The 20,105-nt window shown below is 57.7% G+C and carries 18 protein-coding genes; 14 read left to right on the top strand and 4 right to left on the bottom strand.

What is annotated here, in order from left to right:
- The first annotated feature begins 8 nt into the window (after window positions 1-8).
- The 4 genes from AAGR22_RS17970 (at window position 9) to lplT (ending at window position 5,358) form a co-directional block, all read left to right on the top strand.
- The gene (locus AAGR22_RS17970) at window positions 9-1,394 is read left to right on the top strand and encodes an efflux transporter outer membrane subunit (protein WP_345828816.1); all 1,386 of its coding nucleotides are present in this window, start codon (window positions 9-11) and stop codon (window positions 1,392-1,394) included.
- Between the two features lie 189 nt (window positions 1,395-1,583).
- The gene (nudI, locus tag AAGR22_RS17965) at window positions 1,584-1,835 is read left to right on the top strand and encodes a nucleoside triphosphatase NudI (RefSeq protein WP_345828815.1); all 252 of its coding nucleotides are present in this window, start codon (window positions 1,584-1,586) and stop codon (window positions 1,833-1,835) included.
- A gap of 156 nt (window positions 1,836-1,991) precedes the next feature.
- Window positions 1,992-4,151 carry a bifunctional acyl-ACP--phospholipid O-acyltransferase/long-chain-fatty-acid--ACP ligase gene (aas, locus tag AAGR22_RS17960; protein ID WP_345828814.1) on the top strand — a complete coding sequence of 720 codons (2,160 nt, stop codon included), beginning with the start codon at window positions 1,992-1,994 and terminating at the stop codon, window positions 4,149-4,151.
- Window positions 4,144-5,358, top strand: a complete 1,215-nt coding sequence (gene lplT, locus AAGR22_RS17955) for a lysophospholipid transporter LplT (RefSeq protein WP_067708983.1) — start codon at window positions 4,144-4,146, stop codon at window positions 5,356-5,358. The genes aas and lplT overlap by 8 nt, the downstream gene beginning before the upstream one ends.
- Before the next feature lie 54 nt (window positions 5,359-5,412).
- Here lplT and AAGR22_RS17950 read toward each other — a convergent pair whose 3' ends face one another.
- From AAGR22_RS17950 to mutH, 4 genes are all read right to left on the bottom strand, one after another.
- Window positions 5,413-6,453 (bottom strand): NADP(H)-dependent aldo-keto reductase, encoded by a 1,041-nt coding sequence (locus AAGR22_RS17950; RefSeq protein ID WP_067708989.1) that lies wholly within the window; start codon window positions 6,451-6,453, stop codon window positions 5,413-5,415.
- 185 nt (window positions 6,454-6,638) lie between these two features.
- Window positions 6,639-6,854 carry a YgdI/YgdR family lipoprotein gene (locus tag AAGR22_RS17945; protein ID WP_067708991.1) on the bottom strand — a complete coding sequence of 72 codons (216 nt, stop codon included), beginning with the start codon at window positions 6,852-6,854 and terminating at the stop codon, window positions 6,639-6,641.
- A 153-nt stretch (window positions 6,855-7,007) separates the two neighbouring features.
- The gene (locus AAGR22_RS17940) at window positions 7,008-7,718 is read right to left on the bottom strand and encodes a TerC family protein (protein ID WP_345828813.1); all 711 of its coding nucleotides are present in this window, start codon (window positions 7,716-7,718) and stop codon (window positions 7,008-7,010) included.
- A 58-nt stretch (window positions 7,719-7,776) separates the two neighbouring features.
- The gene (gene mutH, locus AAGR22_RS17935) at window positions 7,777-8,463 is read right to left on the bottom strand and encodes a DNA mismatch repair endonuclease MutH (protein ID WP_067708998.1); all 687 of its coding nucleotides are present in this window, start codon (window positions 8,461-8,463) and stop codon (window positions 7,777-7,779) included.
- A gap of 687 nt (window positions 8,464-9,150) precedes the next feature.
- Here mutH and rppH point away from each other — a divergent pair.
- The 10 genes from rppH (at window position 9,151) to recC (ending at window position 19,943) form a co-directional block, all read left to right on the top strand.
- Window positions 9,151-9,675, top strand: coding sequence for an RNA pyrophosphohydrolase (gene rppH / locus AAGR22_RS17930; RefSeq protein WP_067709000.1), 525 nt, complete (start codon window positions 9,151-9,153; stop codon window positions 9,673-9,675).
- 12 nt (window positions 9,676-9,687) lie between these two features.
- Complete coding sequence (gene ptsP / locus AAGR22_RS17925; RefSeq protein ID WP_345828812.1) at window positions 9,688-11,934, top strand: phosphoenolpyruvate--protein phosphotransferase; 2,247 nt, start codon at window positions 9,688-9,690, stop codon at window positions 11,932-11,934.
- Between the two features lie 247 nt (window positions 11,935-12,181).
- On the top strand, window positions 12,182-13,063 hold the full coding sequence (gene lgt / locus AAGR22_RS17920; RefSeq protein ID WP_067709004.1) for a prolipoprotein diacylglyceryl transferase: 882 nt from the start codon (window positions 12,182-12,184) through the stop codon (window positions 13,061-13,063).
- Window positions 13,060-13,854 (top strand): thymidylate synthase, encoded by a 795-nt coding sequence (gene thyA, locus AAGR22_RS17915; RefSeq protein ID WP_345828811.1) that lies wholly within the window; start codon window positions 13,060-13,062, stop codon window positions 13,852-13,854. Before lgt ends, thyA begins: the two co-directional genes overlap by 4 nt.
- A gap of 197 nt (window positions 13,855-14,051) precedes the next feature.
- Window positions 14,052-14,681 (top strand): hypothetical protein, encoded by a 630-nt coding sequence (locus AAGR22_RS17910; RefSeq protein ID WP_345828810.1) that lies wholly within the window; start codon window positions 14,052-14,054, stop codon window positions 14,679-14,681.
- 80 nt (window positions 14,682-14,761) lie between these two features.
- Window positions 14,762-15,223, top strand: a complete 462-nt coding sequence (locus AAGR22_RS17905) for a prepilin peptidase-dependent protein (RefSeq protein WP_345828809.1) — start codon at window positions 14,762-14,764, stop codon at window positions 15,221-15,223.
- Window positions 15,214-15,765 carry a prepilin peptidase-dependent protein gene (locus tag AAGR22_RS17900; protein ID WP_345828808.1) on the top strand — a complete coding sequence of 184 codons (552 nt, stop codon included), beginning with the start codon at window positions 15,214-15,216 and terminating at the stop codon, window positions 15,763-15,765. Before AAGR22_RS17905 ends, AAGR22_RS17900 begins: the two co-directional genes overlap by 10 nt.
- Window positions 15,762-16,181, top strand: coding sequence for a DUF2509 family protein (locus AAGR22_RS17895; RefSeq protein ID WP_345828807.1), 420 nt, complete (start codon window positions 15,762-15,764; stop codon window positions 16,179-16,181). Before AAGR22_RS17900 ends, AAGR22_RS17895 begins: the two co-directional genes overlap by 4 nt.
- Window positions 16,178-16,630, top strand: a complete 453-nt coding sequence (locus AAGR22_RS17890; protein WP_345828806.1) for a prepilin-type N-terminal cleavage/methylation domain-containing protein — start codon at window positions 16,178-16,180, stop codon at window positions 16,628-16,630. The genes AAGR22_RS17895 and AAGR22_RS17890 overlap by 4 nt, the downstream gene beginning before the upstream one ends.
- Window positions 16,566-19,943 carry an exodeoxyribonuclease V subunit gamma gene (gene recC, locus AAGR22_RS17885; RefSeq protein WP_345828805.1) on the top strand — a complete coding sequence of 1,126 codons (3,378 nt, stop codon included), beginning with the start codon at window positions 16,566-16,568 and terminating at the stop codon, window positions 19,941-19,943. Before AAGR22_RS17890 ends, recC begins: the two co-directional genes overlap by 65 nt.
- Window positions 19,944-20,105: the final 162 nt, after the last annotated feature.

Genomic DNA, 20,105 nt, shown 5'->3' with positions numbered 1-20,105 from the left:
ATGTATTTATGAAACTCACTCCGGTAATAGTGGCGCTGCTGCTGAGCGGCTGCGCCGTGGGGCCTGATTATCACCGGCCCGCGGCGAATGTACCCAGCCAGTATAAAGAGGCGAAGGGCTGGAAAGAGGCCACGCCGCAGGACGCGCAAAGCAAGGGTGAATGGTGGTCGGTCTACCATGACCCGATCCTCTCCGGCCTGCTGCGCCAGGTATCCATCTCGAACCAGAACGTGGCGCAGTACGAAGCGCAGTATCGCCAGGCGAAAGCGCTGGTGTCTGAATCCCGTTCCGATCTCTTTCCCTCGGTGACCGGCACCGGCAGCTCAACGCGCAGCGCCAGCGCCAGCGGTGGGCAGCGCAGCGTCAGTAACAGTCACGCTCTGGAAGCCAGCGCCAGCTGGGAGCTGGATATCTGGGGCAAGCTGAGGCGCACGCTGGAAGAGAACAAGGCCAGTGCGCAGGCCAGCGCGGCGGAGCTGGCGAATATCACCCTCAGCGCCCAGTCAGAGCTGGCGCAGGACTATTTTCAGCTGCGGATTATGGACAGCCAGATTGCGCTTTATCAGCAGAGTATTGACGCTTACCAGCGCTACCTGACGGTCATCAACAATAAATACCAGGCGGGCACTGAATCACGGGCGACGCTGGCTCAGGCGCAAACCCAGCTTGAAAGCGCCCGGGCATCGGCGCTGGACCTGAGCTGGCAACGCGCCCAAACCGAACATGCCATCGCCATGCTTATCGGCACCACCCCGGCGGCGTTCAGCCTGCCGGCGGCACCGCTTACGGCGACGCTGCCCGCTATTCCCTCCGCCATCCCCTCGGAGCTGCTACAGCGACGTCCCGATATCGCCTATGCCGAACGCAACGTCGCGGCCGCGAACGCCGCGGTTGGCGTGGCAATCGCGGGCTACTATCCCGACCTGACCCTGAGCGCCAGCGGCGGCTTTTCCAGCAGCACCTTTCAGCATCTGCTGTCGCTGCCGAATCGCGTCTGGTCGCTGGGGCCGGAGCTGAGCGGTACGCTGCTGGACTTCGGCGCCACCTCCTCCCGGGTTGAACAGGCGAAAGCCGCCTGGGATGCGGATGTCGCCAGCTATCGCCAGGCGGTTTTACAGGGCTTCCAGGAGGTTGAAAACTATCTGGTTGAGCTGAATACGCTCCAGGACGAGGTGCAGGCGCAGCAGCGCGCCAGCGACGCGGCGAAGGAGTCTGCCCGGGTTACGCGCAATCAGTATCAGGCGGGCATGATCGATTATCTGGACGTTGCCACCACCGAAAACACCAGCCTCAGCCAGCAGCAGAGCCTGCTGTCGCTGCAAAGCACGCAGTGGGTAGCCAGCGTACAGCTGATTGCCGCGCTGGGCGGCGGCTGGCAGGGGACAAGCCCGTAGTGCCGGACGGTCTGAATGAAGAGGAGGAAGGTAAATCCTGACACAGGGCGTGAAGCGATCGTGCCTCAGCAAAATGGCAGTCCGGTTATTAATTGTTTTAAAACAATAATGCCCGACCACAAAAAGTATATAGACAAGTCAGCTATAAAGTTTATGTGCGCCGCCATAAAAACAGGCTGAGGAGCGAATATGCGTCAGAGAATCATTGTCTGCCCGATTATTGAGAATGAAGGGGAGTACCTGCTGTGCAGGATGGCCGCCGATCGGGGAGTCTTCCCGGGGCAGTGGGCCCTCTGTGGCGGGGGAATGGAGCCGGGTGAAACCATTGATGCTGCCCTCAGACGAGAGATCCGGGAAGAGCTGGGTGAAGCGCTGGAGATAACAGAGATGGATCTCAATGAGGCCACACGGGTTACCTTTACCCAGAAAGGGCTGATTTAGCGCAGCCTGTCGGGTTTACACTGCCTTACCAGGGGAAGGTGGCCTTTCTGTTCACAGCATTACTCGCAAAATTGCAGATTTCTCCTTAACCTGCATTGAGTTGTTCCGCTATATCCTGCATGGTTGTAGCCAACTTTTTTATGCTAAGGAGTTGGCATGTTGTTCACTTTTTTCCGCCTGCTGTTCAGACTCTGCTTCCGCACGCATTTAAGCGGCGATACGTCGGGTCTATATAAAGAAAAAGTTCTGATTGTTCCTAACCATATGTCTTTTCTGGATGGCATTCTGCTGGCTGTTTTTCTGCCGGTAAAACCCGTTTTTGCCGTCTACTCCTCGGTCAGCGAACAGTGGTATATGCGCGCGCTGCGTAAATTTATCGATTTCGTCCCGATGGATCCGACTAAGCCGATGTCGGTCAAACAGCTGGTGAAAACCATCAATCAGGGGCGGCCCGTGGTGATCTTCCCCGAAGGGCGCATCACGGTGACCGGCTCGCTGATGAAAATTTACGAGGGTGCGGGTTTTGTGGCCGCAAAAACCCAGGCGACCCTGGTCCCCCTGCGCATTGAAGGGGCCGAGTTCACTCCCTTTGGCCGCCTCGCGGGAGTCTTTAAGCGCCGTCTGTTCCCGCGCATCAGCCTGACGCTGCTACCGGCCACCCATATTCCGATGCCGGAGGCACCCAGGGCGCGAGATCGCCGCAAGCTGGCGGGCGAGCATCTCCAGCACATCATGATGGAAGCCCGCATGGCGGTCCGTCCGCGCGAGACGATGTATGAAGCCTTCCTTGCCGCCCGTACGCGATACGGTCTGTTTAAACCCTGCATTGAAGACGTTAACTTCACGCCAGACAGCTACACCGGGCTGCTGAAAAAGTCACTCGGCGTGGGGCGCATACTGGAGCGCTACAGCGCACCGGGAGAATATATCGGCCTGCTGCTCCCCAACGCGACGGTGGCGGCGGCGGCAATTTTAGGCGCGTCAATGCGCGGCCGCATACCGGCGATGCTGAACTATACCGCCGGTGTAAACGGGCTCAGCAGCGCCCTGAAAGCATCAGGGGTGAAAACCGTCTTCACTTCACGGCAGTTCCTTGATAAGGGCAAGCTGTGGCATCTGCCTGAACAGGTCACCCAGGCACGCTGGATCTTCCTGGAAGATCTGAAGGATACGGTCACCACCCAGGATAAGCTGTGGATCCTTGGACATCTGCTGATGCCACGCCTTGCCGCGGTTAAACAGCAGCCAGAGGACGCGGCGATGGTGCTGTTTACCTCCGGCTCCGAAGGCAATCCGAAAGGCGTGGTGCATTCGCATAAAAGCCTGCTGGCGAACGTCGAACAGATCCGTACCGTGGCAGATTTCACCCCGCGCGACAGGTTTATGTCGGCCCTGCCGCTGTTTCATGCCTTTGGCCTGACGGTAGGGTTATTCACGCCGCTGATGACCGGTGCGCAGGTCTTTCTTTACCCCAGTCCGCTACACTACCGAATCGTGCCGGAGCTGGTTTATGACCGGAACTGTACCGTCCTGTTCGGCACCTCAACCTTCCTTGGCAACTATGCCCGCTTCGCCAATCCCTACGATTTTGCGCGCCTGCGCTACGTGGTGGCCGGTGCTGAAAAATTGCAGGAGGCGACGCGTCAGACGTGGATGGACAAGTTTGGCATCCGCATTCTGGAGGGTTATGGCGTAACGGAATGTGCGCCGGTGGTTGCTATCAACGTGCCGATGGCCGCCAAAAATCACACCGTTGGCCGTATTCTGCCAGGGATGGACTCGCGCCTGATCGCCGTGCCGGGCATTGAGCAGGGCGGTCTGCTTCAGCTGCGCGGCCCGAACATTATGAAGGGCTATCTGCGGGTGGAGGCGCCCGGGGTACTGGAAGCACCGCAGGCCGATAACGGAGAAGGGAAGATGGAGCCAGGCTGGTATGACACCGGCGATATCGTCAGCTTTGACGATCATGGCTTTTGTCAGATCCAGGGCAGGGTTAAACGCTTTGCTAAAATCGCCGGGGAGATGGTTTCGCTGGAAATGGTTGAACAGATAGCGCTGAAAGCCTCGGCAGAAAAACAGCATGCCGCTTCGCTGCGACCGGATGGCAGCCGCGGTGAGGCACTGGTGCTGTTTACCACCGATGCGGAACTGAGCCGGGAGCAGCTGCAACGTGCGGCCCGCGAACTGGGCAGTCCTGAACTGGCGGTTCCTCGCGATATCCGCTACCTGAAGCAGCTGCCCGTGCTCGGCAGCGGCAAGCCGGATTTTGTCACGCTACGCGGCATGGCTGAACAGGTGGAGAGTCGCGATGAGTGACGGCACCCGCAGCGAGGGGCTGTTTTCCCGGGGAATGCTGGCAGTAATTGCCGCGCAGTTTCTGTCGGCATTCGGCGATAACGCCCTGCTGTTTGCCACCCTGGCGGTGCTTAAGCAGCAGGTCTATCCCGACTGGAGCCAGCCGGTATTACAGATGGTATTTGTGGCGACCTACATCCTCCTCGCGCCTTTTGTCGGGCAGGTGGCAGACAGCTTTGCCAAAGGGCGGGTAATGATGTTTGCCAACGCCCTCAAGCTGCTGGGCGCACTGGTTATCTGCTTCGGCTTTAACCCCTTTATCGGCTACAGCCTGGTTGGCGTGGGCGCGGCGGCCTACTCCCCAGCCAAGTACGGCATCCTGGGCGAGCTGACCAACGGCGAGACGCTGGTAAAAGCCAATGGCCTGATGGAGTCATCGACCATTGCCGCTATTCTGCTGGGTTCCATTGCCGGAGGCGTACTGGCGGACTGGCACCTGATTGCGGCGCTGCTGGCCTGCGTGGTGGCTTATGGACTGGCCGTGGCGGCCAACGTCATGATCCCCAAACTGGCGGTGGCGCGTCCGGGCCAGCCGTGGCATCCGGGTAAAATGTCTGCCTCCTTTTTCAGCGCCTGCCGGGCGCTGTGGCGCGACGGCGAAACCCGCTTCTCGCTGGTGGGCACCAGCCTGTTCTGGGGCGCGGGCGTTACGCTGCGCTTTCTGTTAGTGCTGTGGGTACCTGTGGCACTGGGCATCACCGACAATAAAACGCCTACGCTGCTGAACGCCATGGTGGCAATCGGGATTGTGTTTGGTGCCGCGGCGGCGGCAAAGCTGGTCACGCTGAAGACGGTAGGGCGCTGCATGCCGGCGGGCGTACTGATCGGCGTGGCGGTGGTGTTTTTCTCACTGCAGCATGCAGAGGTGGGAGCCTACCTGCTGCTGATCCTGATAGGCGTGCTGGGTGGGTTCTTTGTCGTGCCGCTTAACGCGCTGCTGCAAATGCGCGGCAAGGCCAGCGTGGGCGCAGGCAATGCGATTGCGGTGCAGAATCTCGGTGAAAACAGCGCCATGCTGCTTATGCTGGCGCTCTATACGCTGGCGATAAAGCTGGGTGCGCCGCCGGTTGCCACCGGCGTAGGTTTCGGTGCGCTGTTTGCTCTGTCGATGGCGGTGCTGTGGGGCTGGCATCTGGCGCAAAAAAAGGCCAGCACGCCTGACCTGTAATCTTATCGGGTGACGCGCCTGCGTCACCCGTCTCGCTTTGCCACCCGGGCCGGCTTACGGCGCCGGGTAGGTGTAACGACGGTGAATCGCTTCCAGCCCCTCTAATACTTCTTCATCCAGCGTCAGCGCATAGCTGTCAATATTGATCTGTAGCTGCTCCAGCGTGGTCGCGCCCAGCAGGGTACTGGCCACGAACGGCTGCTGGCGGACAAAAGCCAGCGCCATTTTAGCGGGATCCAGGCCATGTTTATTAGCCAGCGCGACATATTCTGCAATCGCCAGCTCTGCCTGCTCGCCACTGTAGCGCGTAAAACGGCTGAACAGGGTATTACGCGCGCCCGCGGGTTTCGCACCGTTGAGGTATTTTCCACTCAGCGTACCAAAGGCCAGGCTCGAGTAAGCCAGCAGCTCTACCCCTTCGTGCTGGCTGATTTCCGCCAGGCCCAGTTCAAAGCTGCGGTTTAGCAGGCTGTAGGGGTTCTGGATGCTGACAATGCGCGGCAGCTCGTGCTTTTCAGCCAGCTGCAAATAGCGCATCACGCCCCAGGGCGTTTCATTCGAGACGCCGATATAGCGAATTTTGCCTGCGCGGACCTGCTCATTGAGGGCTTCAAGCGTCTCAAGCAGCGTCACGGGCGCCGTATTATCACTGTATTCATAGTTCAGCTTGCCAAAGAAATTGGTCTGGCGCTGGGGCCAGTGCAGCTGATAAAGATCGAGATAATCGGTGTTGAGACGTTTGAGGCTGGCATCCAGCGCTTCGCGGATATTCTTACGATCCAGCGCCTGCTGTGGTCGGATAGAGGCATCGGCACCGCGAACCGGGCCGGCCACCTTGGAAGCCAGTACGATCCTGTCGCGGTTACCGCGCGCCTTCAGCCAGCTGCCAATATATTTTTCGGTTAATCCCTGAGTTTCAGGGCGCGGCGGCACCGGATACATCTCGGCGGTATCAATCAGGTTAATACCGGACTGTACGGCTAAATCGAGCTGCGCGTGCGCATCGGCTTCGCTATTTTGCTCACCAAACGTCATGGTGCCCAGCCCCAGAGAACTGACTTCCAGACTGCTGTGGGGGATACGGTGATAGTGCATTTGCCGGCTTCCTTTTTCATTATTAAAAGCTGAACCTGAACATCGCGCTGCGGATGCTGACACAACGCTGCGCGTTACGATCCGGCACCTGACTATAACCGTCGCGCGCAGCAGGGGGAAGGGGGGATTAGTCGGGAAATGTTTCTCGCGCCACCGGCGAAGGAATACAGGTGGCGGTAATAAACTTATCGCTCAACGATGGAGGAAACGTCGTCACCGTTGATTTGTAATTCGTGGCCGGATCGATCGGTATATTTCACCAGTCCGGTCTCTTTATCAATCTCAGGCTTACCCTGGGTCATAATCATCTTGCCATCCCTGGTTGCCATCACGTAATCGCTGCTGCACCCGCTAACCAGCAAGGCCAGCATCAGCGCCGCCGCGCCAAACATATATTTCATTCTCCGCTCCCGTAAGCCTGTGACTGGAGCAGTAGTAATAGCGCATAAAACGGTAAAAGGTAACCGTATCACTCTGAAAATGCGTAATGAGCACGGGCCGCCATTGACTTTTTGGCTAAAATCTCCGTGGCAGCCCGGCCTAACCCGTTGAATTCAGACTGTGCGCCGGTTAGCGCGCAGCAGGTTGAGGCACTCCACGACCATCGAGAAAAACATCGCGAAATAGATATAGCCTTTTGGCACATGCAGCTCAACGCTTTCGAGGATCAGGGTGAAGCCCACTAAAATAAGGAAGGCCAGCGCCAGGATTTTAATCGAAGGATACCGCTCAACAAATTCACCAATAGATTTCGCAGCAAACATCATCACGCCCACCGCAATAACCACCGCCGCCATCATTATAATCAGGTGATCCGACAATCCTACCGCCGTGATGACCGAGTCCAGGCTGAAAATAATATCCAGCAGCACGATCTGTACGATGGCACCCATAAAAGAGTTAACCTGGGTTTCATGCGTTTCGTCACTGCCTTGAATGGTGTCGTAGATCTCTTTACCGGATTTCCACAGCAAAAAGAGTCCACCCGAGAAGAGGATCAGATCGCGTGCGGAAAAAGGGTGTTCCACCAGGGTAAATAGCGGCGTCGTCAGGCGCGTAATCCAGGCGATGGAGGCGAGCAGGGCAAGGCGCATTAGCATTGCGCCCGCTAAACCGGTGCGGCGCGCGGCATTTTGTTGGTTTTTCGGAAGCTTAGCCACAACCAGGGTGAGGAAAATAATATTATCAATGCCGAGGACGATCTCCAGAATCGTCAGCGTACCCAGTGCCAGCCAGGCGTTCGGGTCTGCAATCCATTCAAACATACAGGCGTCTTATCCTAAACGAAAGTTAAACGAGGAGTATACGCATCAGTACGCTAAGCTAAAGCAAAAAATGGCGGGCCAGCAGAGAAGCCGTGAAGTTTTTCTTCAGATAAAAACCACGAGGCAGAGTCGCAATCGGTTGACCGTTTTCACCAATGCCTTCGGTAAGCGCCTTACTGTTGGCGGCCTTAGGGCGGATCTGCAATACCTCGCCGTGCCGGGCGGTAATCCGTTCAACCTGACCCAGTACAATCATATCCATCAGCTCTTCCCAGTCTCGCCGGAGCTGAGCTTCTTCTTCCCGGTCCGGGCTCCACAGCAGCGGTGCACCAACCCGGCGCTGCGCCAGCGGTATGGCGCGCTCGCCTTCGACCGGCACCCACAGCACTCTCGCCAGCTTATGACGCACATGGCTGGTTTGCCACACCACGCCGCTATTGCCGGTAAGGGGAGCGACACAAACAAACGTGGTCTCCAGCGGACGGCCCCGCGCATCAATGGGGATCGTTTTTAGCTCTACGCCAATCTCCGGAAAATCCTGCTGGGGTTTACTGCCCGCGCTGGCGCCCAGATAGATTTCCAGCAGCATCCCCACCCAGCCCTTATCTTTTTTCAAATTCTGCGGTATGGGAAGGCCGGCCCTTTGCGCCAGTTCACCCAGCGTATAGCCCGCCAGACTGCTGGCGCGCTCGAGGAGCAGGTCTTCATTTTCCGGCGGGGGCAGGGGGATGAAATCAGGGGACATGAATAACTCCCGGTTATTGTTCAAAAAAACAGCACTCTTTTCTGCCGCAGTAAAAGTTTGTTCCCGGGCTGCGGAAAACAATAATAATAGCATGATAAACCATGCTTTTTTATCTTTGCAAAAGGGGGGAACCTCAGCACGGCAGGATCTTATGCCCCGGTTGTCGGCCACAATGAACAGGATCTCACCCCCTGTTATCCACAGAAAAATGGGATAACTCATGATTTACCTTAACACTGTTTCGATTTACAGCCTTGACGGCGGCACTTTTGCCATATTTCAGTCAATTTATGCCTGGGATACCAGCATAACCTGTGGATAAAAACTCCAGTGCTCGATCTTTCACCAGCTAAGGATCTTTCTAAGCTGTGCGCAGTTTGATCCTCCCCGAAATCACCGTGACATGCAGATAAATCCTATGCACGATAAGGGGTTAATGTCATTTCAGCGAGACGACTGTAAAGGGCTTCAGAAAGTTTTCCCCAAACGGTAAATGAGTTCTGCACAAAGATATCCACAGAAAAGGTGAATAAGATCGGTCAAAATTGACGATTTCTGTTTATAACTTTGTTGAGCGGTCTGAGTTATCCCTTATCAGGCCGCTATTCAGGGTGTAAAGCAGTGGTTTACCGCCTGTAAGGAGTATGAAACAATCAGAACATCCGAGTTTTAGTTTGAGGTAGTCCAGTGATCGATGATGATGGCTACCGCCCGAATGTTGGTATCGTAATTTGTAACAGACAGGGACAGGTGCTGTGGGCCAGGCGTTATGGTCAGCACTCCTGGCAGTTCCCGCAGGGGGGGATCAACCCTGGCGAGACGGCGGAACAGGCCATGTACCGCGAACTCTTCGAGGAAGTTGGCCTTCATCGTAAGGATGTTCGTATTCTTGCCTCAACCCGAAACTGGTTACGATACAAATTGCCAAAACGTTTGGTGCGTTGGGACACAAAGCCGGTGTGTATCGGCCAGAAACAGAAATGGTTTCTACTGCAGCTTATGTGCAATGACGCGGACATCAACATGCAGACCAGCAGCACGCCGGAGTTCGACGGCTGGCGGTGGGTCAGCTTCTGGTATCCGGTTCGCCAGGTTGTCTCTTTTAAACGCGACGTCTACCGCCGGGTGATGAAGGAGTTTTCCGGCGTGGTCATGCCGTTACAGGAGATCCCCGTACAGCGAAATGCGCTCTATCGACGGAAGAGAGGTTAGGCCACCCGGATTATGCTCACACAGCTACGCGAAATAGTTGAAAAAGTTGCGGGCGCCCCACGGCTTACCGAGGCGCTCGATATTCTGGTCAACGAAATCTCTCTGGCGATGGATATCGAGGTCTGTTCGGTTTATCTTGCCGATCATGACCGCCGCTGCTATTACCTGATGGCTACCCGCGGGCTGAAAAAACCGCGTGGTCGTACGGTTGCGCTGGCCTTTGACGAAGGGATCGTCGGGCTGGTAGGACGGCTGGCCGAGCCGATTAACCTGGCAGATGCGCAGAGCCACCCCAGCTTTAAATATGTTCCTTCCGTAAAAGAAGAGCGCTTTCGCTCGTTTCTTGGCGTCCCCATCATCAGCCGTCGCCAGCTGCTCGGCGTGCTGGTGGTCCAGCAGCGTGAGCACCGACAGTTTGACGAGAGCGAAGAGTCGTTTCTGGTCACGCTCGCCACGCAGATGGCGGCGATTCTTTCGCAGTCGCAGCTTAACGCGCTGTTTGGGCAATACCGACAAACCCGCATAAAAGCGCTGGCCGCATCACCCGGCGTCGCCGTGGCCGAAGGGTGGGTGGACAGTACGCAGCCCTCGCTGGATAACATCTTTGCCGCCTCTACGCTGGATGCGCAACGCGAACGTGAGCGGCTGTCGCTGGCGATGGATGAGGCTTCAGCTGAATTCCGTCGCTACAGTAAACGCTTCACGGCGGGGGTGCACAAAGAGAGCGCGGCGATCTTTGATCTTTACTCACACCTGCTGAGCGATGCCCGCCTGAAAAAGGATCTCTTTGCTGAGATCGACGCTGGATCGGTGGCTGAATGGGCGGTCAAAAAGGTCATCGAAAAATTCGCTGCCCAGTTTGCCAGCCTGCAGGATAGCTATCTGCGCGAACGCGCGGGCGATCTGCGCGTGCTGGGGCAGCGGCTGGTCTTTCACCTTGATGATACCATTCAGGGCACCAATACCTGGCCTGAGCGCTTTGTGCTGGTGGCTGATGAGCTGACCGCGACCACGCTGGCCGAGCTGCCGCACGACAGGCTGTCTGGCGTAGTGGTCAGGGATGGCGCATCCAATTCCCACGCGGCCATTATGGTCCGCGCCATGGGCATCCCAACGGTGATGGGCGCTGATATCCAGCCTGAACTGCTGAATGGCAGGCTGCTGATCGTCGATGGCTATCGCGGCGAGCTGCTGGTGGATCCGGAACCGGTACTGGTGCAGGAATACCAGCGGCTTATCAGTGAAGAGAACGAGCTGAGCAAGCTGGCGGAAGACGTGGTTGAGCGGCCGGCCCTGCTAAAAAGTGGCGAACGGGTGAAGGTGATGCTTAATGCGGGCCTGAGTGCCGAGCATGAAAAGTCGCTTGGCAGCTGGGTGGATGGCGTCGGGCTGTACCGCACTGAAATTCCCTTTATGCTGCAAAACGGCTTCCCCTCGGAAGAGGAGCAGGTGGCACAGTACCAGGGCATGCTACAGCTGTTTCTGAGTAAGCCGGTAACGCTGCGCACCCTGGATATCGGAGCCGATAAGCAGCTCCCTTATATGCCGATCAGCGAAGAGAACCCCTGCCTGGGCTGGCGGGGGATCCGCCTGACGCTGGATCAGCCGGAAATTTTCCTCGTGCAGGTCCGGGCAATGCTGCGGGCCAACGTCGCCAGCGATAACCTCAGTATTCTGCTGCCGATGATCACCAGCATTGATGAAATCGACGAGGCCAGGCGACTGATCGACCGCGCCGCGCGTGAGGTGGAAGAGATGCTGGGATACGCTATCCCGGTGCCGCGTATTGGCGTGATGATTGAGGTTCCCTCAATGATCTTTATGATCGGGCATCTGGCGCAGCGCGTTGATTTTGTCTCGGTGGGGACCAACGATCTCACGCAGTATCTGCTGGCGGTCGATCGTAACAACACGCGGGTAGCCAGCCTGTATGACAGCCTGCACCCAGCGGTTTTACGGGCCTTACAGACTATCGCGACGGAGTGCGAACGGGCGGGGCTCGAGCTCTGCCTGTGTGGTGAAATGGCGGGCGACCCGATGAGCGTCACGCTGCTGGTGGGGCTGGGCTATCATCACCTCAGCATGAACGGCCGCAACGTGGCGCGGGTGAAATATCTGCTGAATCATATCGACCTGGAGCAGGCCCGCAGGCTGGCCGGGCAAAGCCTGAAGGCCACGACGACGGCTGATGTCCGTCACCTTGTCTCCGCTTTTATGGAGCGAGGCGGCCTTGGCGGCCTGATCCGTGGCGGTCGTTAGGGCGCTGTCCACCGGCAGCAGTAAAGCAGCGTAAACCCGTTGTGGTAAGGCGGGTACGAGCTGGCTCGCAGAAGTCTGCCTAAAAGTCCCGGCGACGTGCTTTGAGGCCAGCGGCTTACAAAGTTTACAGTTCCCACAAACCGCAATAATCACGGCTGTGCTATGATGCGCGCCTTAAAGCGCTGCGCGCACTGGTTGATTAATTCCGTCGCCTGCTGGTCAGGACAGACATTAACAATGGTGAAAGATGACTAACGGCTATCTGGCTTTCCCTCAATTTGATCCGGTAATTTTCTCTATCGGCCCGATTTCGCTGCACTGGTATGGTTTGATGTACCTGGTGGGCTTTATTTTTGCGATGTGGCTGGCGGTTCGCCGCGCGAACAAGCCCGGCAGCGGCTGGAAAAAAGAGGAAGTTGAAAACCTGCTCTATGCGGGTTTTCTCGGCGTATTCCTCGGCGGTCGCATCGGCTACGTTCTGTTCTACAACCTGCCGCTGTTCCTTGATAATCCGCTCTATCTGTTCAAAGTCTGGGACGGCGGCATGTCGTTCCACGGTGGCCTGATTGGGGTTATCTGCGTGATGCTGTGGTTTGCCCATCGCACCAAACGTAACTTCTTTCAGGTATCTGACTTTATTGCTCCGCTGATCCCCTTCGGCCTGGGGGCCGGTCGCCTGGGTAATTTTATCAACGGCGAACTGTGGGGACGGGTGGCACCGGATCTCTCCTGGGCGATGCTCTTCCCGGGTTCAAGAAGTGAAGACGTGGCGCTGGCCGCGACTCACCCCGAATGGCAGCCACTGCTGGCCACCTACGGCGTGCTGCCGCGTCACCCTTCGCAGCTTTATGAGCTGGCGCTGGAAGGCGTGGTCCTGTTCATTATTCTCAACCTGTTTATCCGTAAAAGCCGCCCGATGGGAGCCGTGTCCGGGCTTTTCCTGATTGGCTATGGCGCGTTCCGGATTATCGTCGAGTTCTTCCGTCAGCCGGATGCGCAGCTCGGCCTGTTTGATAACGCCATCAGCATGGGCCAGATACTCTCTCTGCCGATGATTCTGGCGGGTGTGATTATGATGGTATGGGCTTACCGTCGCCGTACACAGCAGCATGTGAGTGAGGGAAAATGAAACAGTATCTGGCGTTAATGCAAAAAGTGCTCGATGAGGGCACGCCGAAAAACGATCGCACCGGTACTGGTACGCTGTCGATATTTGGTCATCAGATGCGTTTCAATCTACAGGAAGGCTTTCCACTGGTGACCACCAAGAAGTGTCACCTGCGCTCAATTGTTCATGAGCTACTGTGGTTCCTTAACGGCGACACCAATACCGCCTATCTGCGGGAAAATAAGGTCACCATCTGGGATGAGTGGGCAGATGAAAACGGCGATCTCGGCCCGGTTTACGGTAAGCAGTGGCGCAGCTGGGGGGCGGCAGATGGCCGCCAGATCGATCAGCTCGAAAAGGTGCTGCAACAGCTGAAAACCGATCCGGATTCGCGTCGTATTATTGTGTCTGCCTGGAACGTGGGTGAGCTTGACGAGATGGCGCTGGCTCCCTGCCACGCCTTTTTCCAGTTCTACGTGGCTGACGGCAAACTCTCCTGCCAGCTTTATCAGCGCTCCTGCGATATCTTCCTCGGCCTGCCGTTTAATATCGCCAGCTATGCGCTGCTGGTGCATATGATGGCGCAGCAGTGCGACCTTGAGGTGGGCGACTTTGTCTGGACCGGCGGCGATACGCATCTGTACAGCAACCATCTGGAACAGACCCGCCTGCAGCTTACCCGCGAGCCACGCTCGCTGCCGAAGCTGAGCATCAGGCGTAAACCCGCTTCGCTGTTCGACTATCGCTTTGAAGATTTTGAGATTGAAGGCTACGACCCTCATCCGGGCATCAAGGCGCCTGTCGCTATCTGACCCCTGCCAGGAGCGGAAGCTTTCCGCTCCTGATTTTACCTCCGACATCCTGTACCAGAAACACCTTGAGTCTGGTACGTGCCGGATCCTCAATGTTCTGAAAATCCCCCTCCGATTCAGCCCTTTCTCTCTTCTCTGAGCACCCAGGTCAGTTCAGCGCTACGCTTATAGCCGGGACTAAACCACAGGGAATACCGATGAAAAACAGCTCACTCCTCACGCTTGCGATATTATGCGGATTTTCCGCTCTCTCCTCTGCCAGTGCCAGTGCCAGTGCCAGTGCCAGTGCCAGTGCCAGTGCCAGTGCCAGTGCCAGTGCCAGTGCCGGGCCCGGCGTTCACCCCGTACGCGCAGATGCGCCTGAGCAGACCATCAGCAATGGAAAAACGCAGCCTCCGGTGAAATTCGCCAGCGTATGGGCCGATAGCGAGGGCGCGACCCATATCGGTCACTGCCGCTTTGAAGGGTTAGAATACAAAAGCTATGCGCCCCCTTCTGCGCCACAGTGGATTGGCGTGTCACCCGACGAGGTGGAAAGTATTGCTTATGCCGTTCTGCCCCCCGGGTACGTCGGCAGCTGGCATCATGCTCCGGGTCCACAGTGGGTGATCACCCTTTCCGGGAAATGGTCCGTTGAAACCACGGACGGCACCACGCTGGTCCAGGGGCCGGGCGAGGTCCAGTTCAATGCGGACAGCAGTTCACATCCGCGGCCTGGCGATAACCGGGTGGGCCACATATCCCGTACGGTAGGGGATGAACCCAACGTGCAGCTGATTATTAAACTCAAACCCGGCGCGCAGAACACCGGTATCTGCACCCGCTGAGGGGATATTTCCCGGAATGCGCCTCGCAACAGTCAGGATTGATGCTGGTTAATGCCCGTTCATCGCGCCATTCTGCAGGAATGAAAAACGCATCCGGTTTTACCCTGCTGGAACTGCTGGTGGTGATGGTTATCGCCAGCGTGCTTGGCTTTGGCGCCGTCAGCGGCTGGCATCGCTGGCAGCAGCAGCGGCATCTGAATGACACGGCAGCGCAGATCCAGCATTTTCTGCTGCGTCTGCTCAGCGAGGCGAACTGGCACAACGATACCCGCCTGCTGTGGCATCTGCCCGGTCAGAAATGGTGCCTGGGGAGCGGGGCCGTTCAGCTGCGCTGTACCGGTAGAAGCCGCCATACGCTGCTTGCGCCCTGGCAGGAGGTCAGGCTGCTGTCGCTTACTGAGGGCGTGGGTTTCTATGGTCGTCGCAGCATGGCTAAACCCGGGCGGATTGTGATTTCCTGCGACGCAGGGGAGCGGCACATTATTGTCTCCTCCCGGGGCCGCATCAGGATTTGTCAGCCAGCGGAGGGACTATGTGGATGAGAAGTGCGGGCTTCAGCCTGCCTGAAATGCTGATCGCGCTGGCCATCAGCAGCATATTGATGCTGGGGGCCGCCCGTTTGCTGCCTGTGCTGCAAATGAATAATCTGCGCAGCCTGATGGCCTTTCAGCTACAGGAAGAGCTGCAGCAGATGATGGCCTCGCTGGAAAAAACGGTGCGCCGCGCGGGCTATTGCCCGGGCCAGTGCGAGGGGGAAGGGTTGAGTATCCACGGAGCATCGGGGAGCTGCCTGCTCATTCGCTGGGACGAAAACAGTAATGGTCGATGGGAGGCGGCAGGACGGGATGACAGCGATTATCACGGCTATCGCCTGCGCAGCGGCAATCTCGAAATGCAGCGCGGGGTAACCGACTGCGAGGGCGGTGGCTGGGAGAAGCTTAACGATCCGGCGGTAATAGCGATTGATAGGTTTCAGGTGACTCAGCGGGCGGGGCAGGTAAGGCTGCTGCTGGCGGGCTATGCACTTATCTGGCCGCAGCATCCGCTGACGATCGAGCGCTGGGTTACGGCGGTCAACCTGTGAACGCACAGCGAGGAAGCGGTTCGCTGTTAGCGGTCATTATTCTGCTTATGATGTCGGCTACCCTGCTGCATGCTACCCGCATACAGCTTGATGACGCACTCGGCCTGCTGGCAGATGAGCGCCAGTTTTATCTCCAGTACAGCCGCGCGGCTTCTGCGCTGGTCTGGGGAGGCGAGCAGAACTGGACAATCAACGCCGCGGGATGGGTCTGCAAAGCCGATCCCGTTTATGGCCGCGCCTGCCTGAGTATGCAGGGCGAAAATAGCCTGCTCCTGCGCGGAGATGCGGGCAGCGGAACCCTTGCGCACTACCGCTGGGTTGCCCCGACGGGCAGTGCGGGAAGGATTAGATCGGTGCCGCACGGCTGGATCGACTACTGCCCGTTGGCTTTACCCGCAGCGTGCCAGCCAGAATGAGTCGCCAGCTTGGGTTTAGCCTCCCTGAAACCCTGGTCGCTTTGCTGCTGCTTACCCTGAGCATCAGCACGTTAATGCGCTATCAGCTGGTGCTGGCGCAGGGATTTGTGCGCCAGACCGAGCAGCGGGAAGCCTGGCGGCAGGCTGCGTCAGGGTTTGAAGGCTATCAGGCACCCGGCTGGCAAACCGAGCTGACAGAGCAGGCGGGTCCCGGTGGCTGTCGGGTTAGGGTTTCAACGGCGACTGGCCCAACCGGCCGACGAGCGCAGCTAATGCTTTTGCAATGCTCCCAAACGGCAATTCATTCGTTTCCCGTGCATTTGCAACGGATGCAGGAAGGGTTACAGTGTCCGCGCAGAGCAAAATTATGCTTAAGGAGCAGAGATGTTTACGGTCTACCACTCAAATCAGCTGGATTTGCTGAAAACGCTGGCGGCATGGCAAATTGAAAATCAGCCGCTGCGCGATCCCTTCCAGTCTGAAGTGATCCTGGTACAAAGTCCCGGCATGGCGCAGTGGCTGCAAATGTCGCTGGCTGCGCAGTTCGGCATTGCCGCTAATATCGCCTTTCCTCTGCCCGCCACCTTTATCTGGGATATGTTTGTGCGCGTCCTGCCGGGGATCCCAAAAGAGAGCGCCTTTAACAAATCCAGTATGAGCTGGAAGCTGATGGCTATCCTTCCAGAGATGCTGACGCGCCCGGAATTCGCGATGTTAAGGCACTATCTGACCGACGATGAAAACAAGCGTAAGCTTTTTCAACTGGCCTCCCGCGTGGCTGACCTCTTTGACCAGTATCTGGTTTATCGGGCCGAGTGGCTTAACAGCTGGGAGAAAGGCCAGCTGATTGAGGGGCTGGACGATGCGCAGCAGTGGCAGGCGCCGCTCTGGACCGCTCTGGTGCAGTACACCCGCGAGCTTGGACAGCCCGAATGGCACCGGGCAAATCTTTATACGCGCTTTATTTCGGCTCTGGAAAATAGCCGTGAGCGCCCGGCAAATCTCCCCGATCGCGTTTTTATCTGCGGCATCTCTGCGCTCCCGCCGATCTATTTGCAGGCGCTCCAGGCGCTGGGCAGGCATATTGATATCCATCTGCTGTTCACTAATCCCTGTCGGCACTACTGGGGCGATATTCAGGACTACGCATTTCTGGCAAAGCTGCAAAACCGACGGCGACAGCACTTCGGGCAGCAGCGTGAAAGCGCCCTGTTTCGCGACGAGGATGCCTCCGGCCTGTTTAACGAGCAGGGGGAGCAGCAGCTCAGCAACCCGCTGCTGGCCTCCTGGGGCAAACTGGGGCGGGATAACCTCTATTTACTGGCGCAGATGGAGTGCCAGGAAATTGACGCCTTTGTCGATATAGAACCCGCCACACTGTTGCAAAGCCTTCAGCGCGATCTGCTGGAGCTGGAAGATAACGCAGTGATGGGTCTGAATCAGCAGGAGTGGCAAACCAGTCAGCGCAAACGCGTGCTGGATCCCGCCGATCGCTCTGTCAGCCTGCACCTGTGTCACAGTCCACAGCGTGAGGTAGAAGTGCTCCAGGATCGCTTATTAGAAATCATGGCCAGCGATCCTACCCTCTCCCCGCGCGATATTATTGTGATGGTCGCCGACATTGATGCTTATACGCCCTTTATTCAGGCGGTATTTGGCAATGCGCCCGGCGATCGCTACCTTCCCTTTGCCATTTCTGACCGCCGGGCCAGCCAGGCGCATCCGGCGTTACAGGCATTTATTTCACTGCTAAGCCTGCCGGACAGCCGCTTCGCCTCGGAGGAGGTGCTGGCACTGCTTGAAGTGCCGGCGGTTGCCAGCCGCTTTTCCATTGATGAAGAAGGGCTGAAGCGGCTGCGCCACTGGGTCGCAGAGTCGGGCATTCGCTGGGGGCTGGACGACGAAACGATCCGTGAGCTGGACCTTCCTGCCGGTGGGCAGCATACCTGGCAGTTCGGCCTGACGCGCATGCTGCTCGGCTACGCGATGCACAGCGAGGCCGGGGACTGGCAGGGGATCCTGCCCTATGACGAGTCCAGTGGCCTGATTGCGGAGCTGGCGGGTAATCTGGCTGAGCTGTTAATGCGGCTGCGCGACTGGCGCGATCTGCTAACGGCACCGCGCGCGCTCGAGAGCTGGCTGCCGCTGTGTCGCGCGCTACTGAACGATTTCTTCGCTGGCGATGCAGATACCGAAGCGGCGCTGGCGCTGATTGAGGAGCAGTGGCAGCAGGCGATCGGTTACGGTATACAGTCGGCTTATCAGCAGGCGATCCCGCTCTCGCTGCTGCGAGACGAGCTGGCATCCCGACTGGATCAGGAGCGCATCAGCCAGCGCTTTCTTGCCGGGCCGGTGAACTTCTGCACCCTGATGCCGATGCGATCCATCCCCTTTAAGGTGGTCTGCCTGCTGGGGATGAACGACGGCGTTTATCCCCGTACGCTGCCGCCGCTCGGTTTTGACCTGATGAGTCAGCAGCCGAAAAAGGGCGATCGCAGCCGTCGTGACGACGATCGCTACCTGTTCCTGGAAGCGCTGAGCTCTGCCCAGCAGCAGCTCTATATCAGCTATATCGGACGGACAATCCAGGATAACTCGGAGCGTTTCCCCTCGGTGTTGGTGAGCGAGCTGGTGGAGTACATCAGCCAGAGCTTCTGTCTACCAGAGCACCAGGACAGCGATGTGGACACCAGTGCAAAGGCGGTTGAGGCCCATCTGCAACATTTGCACAGCCGGATGCCGTTCGCCGCCGAAAACTTCTCGCCCCGGGCGGAGTTTCGCAGCTATGCATCAGAGTGGCTTCCGGCCGCAAATGCCAGCGGTGTCGCCCATCCACCCTTTATGCAGCCCCTGTCAGGACTGGAATTGACGGAGCTGAATGTCGAACAGCTGGTAAGGTTTTGGCGACATCCGGTACGCGCTTTCTTCAGCCAGCGCCTGGGCGTCAGCTTCCAGCTGGAGGAAACCGAACTGCCCGATACCGAACCTTTTACCCTGGATAATCTCAGCCGCTATCAGGTAAATGCGCTGCTGCTAAATACCCTGATTGAGGATCGCTCAGATGAGCCTCTCTATGCCAGGCAACGCGCGGCCGGGCATCTGCCCTATGGTGCCTATGGTGAACTGTTCTGGCAGGATCAGCTGGCAGATATGACCGAGCTGGCGAACCGGGTGCGTGAACAGCGCAGGGATGCCGTGAGCTGGGAAATAAACCTGACCGTGGGCGGCATTCAGCTGAACGGCTGGTTACCGCAGGTGCAGGAGGATGGACTGCTGCGCTGGCGTCCCGGCCACCTCAATTTTACCGATGGTCTGGCGCTGTGGCTGGAGCATCTTATCTACACCGTGCTGGGCGGCAAAGGAAGCAGCCGCATGTATGGCCGCAAGGAGAGCCAGTGGTGCTTCCCGCCGCTGGAGGTCACCACAGCGACTCGCTGGCTTGAACGCTATATTATCGGTTATCAGCAGGGGATGAGTGCGCCCCTGCTGCTGCTGCCTAAAACGGGCGGCGCCTGGCTTGAGGCGAGCTATGATGAAAAAGCCTCAGCGGTGCTCCATGATGAAGCCAGCCAGGCGAAGGCCAGAGTCAAACTGCTTCAGGCATGGCAGGGGAACTATCAGATTGAGGGTGAGAGCAGCGATCCCTATCTGGCACGTTTATTCCGAACCCTGGATGAAGAGACCCTGCAGGAGATTACGCGTAACGCTGAGGCGTGGCTGCTGCCGCTGTTGCAGATGAATGTTAACGCCGGGGAGGTCTGAAATACGGCGCGACCTGGCAGTGGGTTCGGAAGTTTAAGGACAGAGTGCAGGACATCCTGTAGTGTTATTTTATAACCATTGAACCGTTTTTTTACTCGTCTTCACCACCGGGGATGAAGGCGAAATACTCAGGGGAAGGATCTGCTGAACGGTTTTTCCTGT

It is taken from the genome of Erwinia sp. HDF1-3R, from assembly GCF_039621855.1.
In the GTDB taxonomy this organism is placed as follows: Bacteria; Pseudomonadota; Gammaproteobacteria; order Enterobacterales; family Enterobacteriaceae; genus Erwinia.
This window is presented reverse-complemented; position numbering and strand designations above follow the sequence as displayed.

Excerpts from the sequence above, each read along its gene's own strand:
- AAGR22_RS17970 (WP_345828816.1), top strand. The coding sequence starts at position 9 with ATGAAACTCACTCCGGTAATAGTGGCGCTGCTGCTGAGCGGCTGCGCC.
- nudI (WP_345828815.1), top strand. The coding sequence starts at position 1,584 with ATGCGTCAGAGAATCATTGTCTGCCCGATTATTGAGAATGAAGGGGAG.
- aas (WP_345828814.1), top strand. The coding sequence starts at position 1,992 with ATGTTGTTCACTTTTTTCCGCCTGCTGTTCAGACTCTGCTTCCGCACG.
- lplT (WP_067708983.1), top strand. The coding sequence starts at position 4,144 with ATGAGTGACGGCACCCGCAGCGAGGGGCTGTTTTCCCGGGGAATGCTG.
- AAGR22_RS17950 (WP_067708989.1), bottom strand. The coding sequence starts at position 6,453 with ATGCACTATCACCGTATCCCCCACAGCAGTCTGGAAGTCAGTTCTCTG.
- AAGR22_RS17945 (WP_067708991.1), bottom strand. The coding sequence starts at position 6,854 with ATGAAATATATGTTTGGCGCGGCGGCGCTGATGCTGGCCTTGCTGGTT.
- AAGR22_RS17940 (WP_345828813.1), bottom strand. The coding sequence starts at position 7,718 with ATGTTTGAATGGATTGCAGACCCGAACGCCTGGCTGGCACTGGGTACG.
- mutH (WP_067708998.1), bottom strand. The coding sequence starts at position 8,463 with ATGTCCCCTGATTTCATCCCCCTGCCCCCGCCGGAAAATGAAGACCTG.
- ptsP (WP_345828812.1), top strand. The coding sequence starts at position 9,688 with ATGCTCACACAGCTACGCGAAATAGTTGAAAAAGTTGCGGGCGCCCCA.
- lgt (WP_067709004.1), top strand. The coding sequence starts at position 12,182 with ATGACTAACGGCTATCTGGCTTTCCCTCAATTTGATCCGGTAATTTTC.
- thyA (WP_345828811.1), top strand. The coding sequence starts at position 13,060 with ATGAAACAGTATCTGGCGTTAATGCAAAAAGTGCTCGATGAGGGCACG.
- AAGR22_RS17910 (WP_345828810.1), top strand. The coding sequence starts at position 14,052 with ATGAAAAACAGCTCACTCCTCACGCTTGCGATATTATGCGGATTTTCC.
- AAGR22_RS17905 (WP_345828809.1), top strand. The coding sequence starts at position 14,762 with ATGAAAAACGCATCCGGTTTTACCCTGCTGGAACTGCTGGTGGTGATG.
- AAGR22_RS17900 (WP_345828808.1), top strand. The coding sequence starts at position 15,214 with ATGTGGATGAGAAGTGCGGGCTTCAGCCTGCCTGAAATGCTGATCGCG.
- AAGR22_RS17890 (WP_345828806.1), top strand. The coding sequence starts at position 16,178 with ATGAGTCGCCAGCTTGGGTTTAGCCTCCCTGAAACCCTGGTCGCTTTG.
- recC (WP_345828805.1), top strand. The coding sequence starts at position 16,566 with ATGTTTACGGTCTACCACTCAAATCAGCTGGATTTGCTGAAAACGCTG.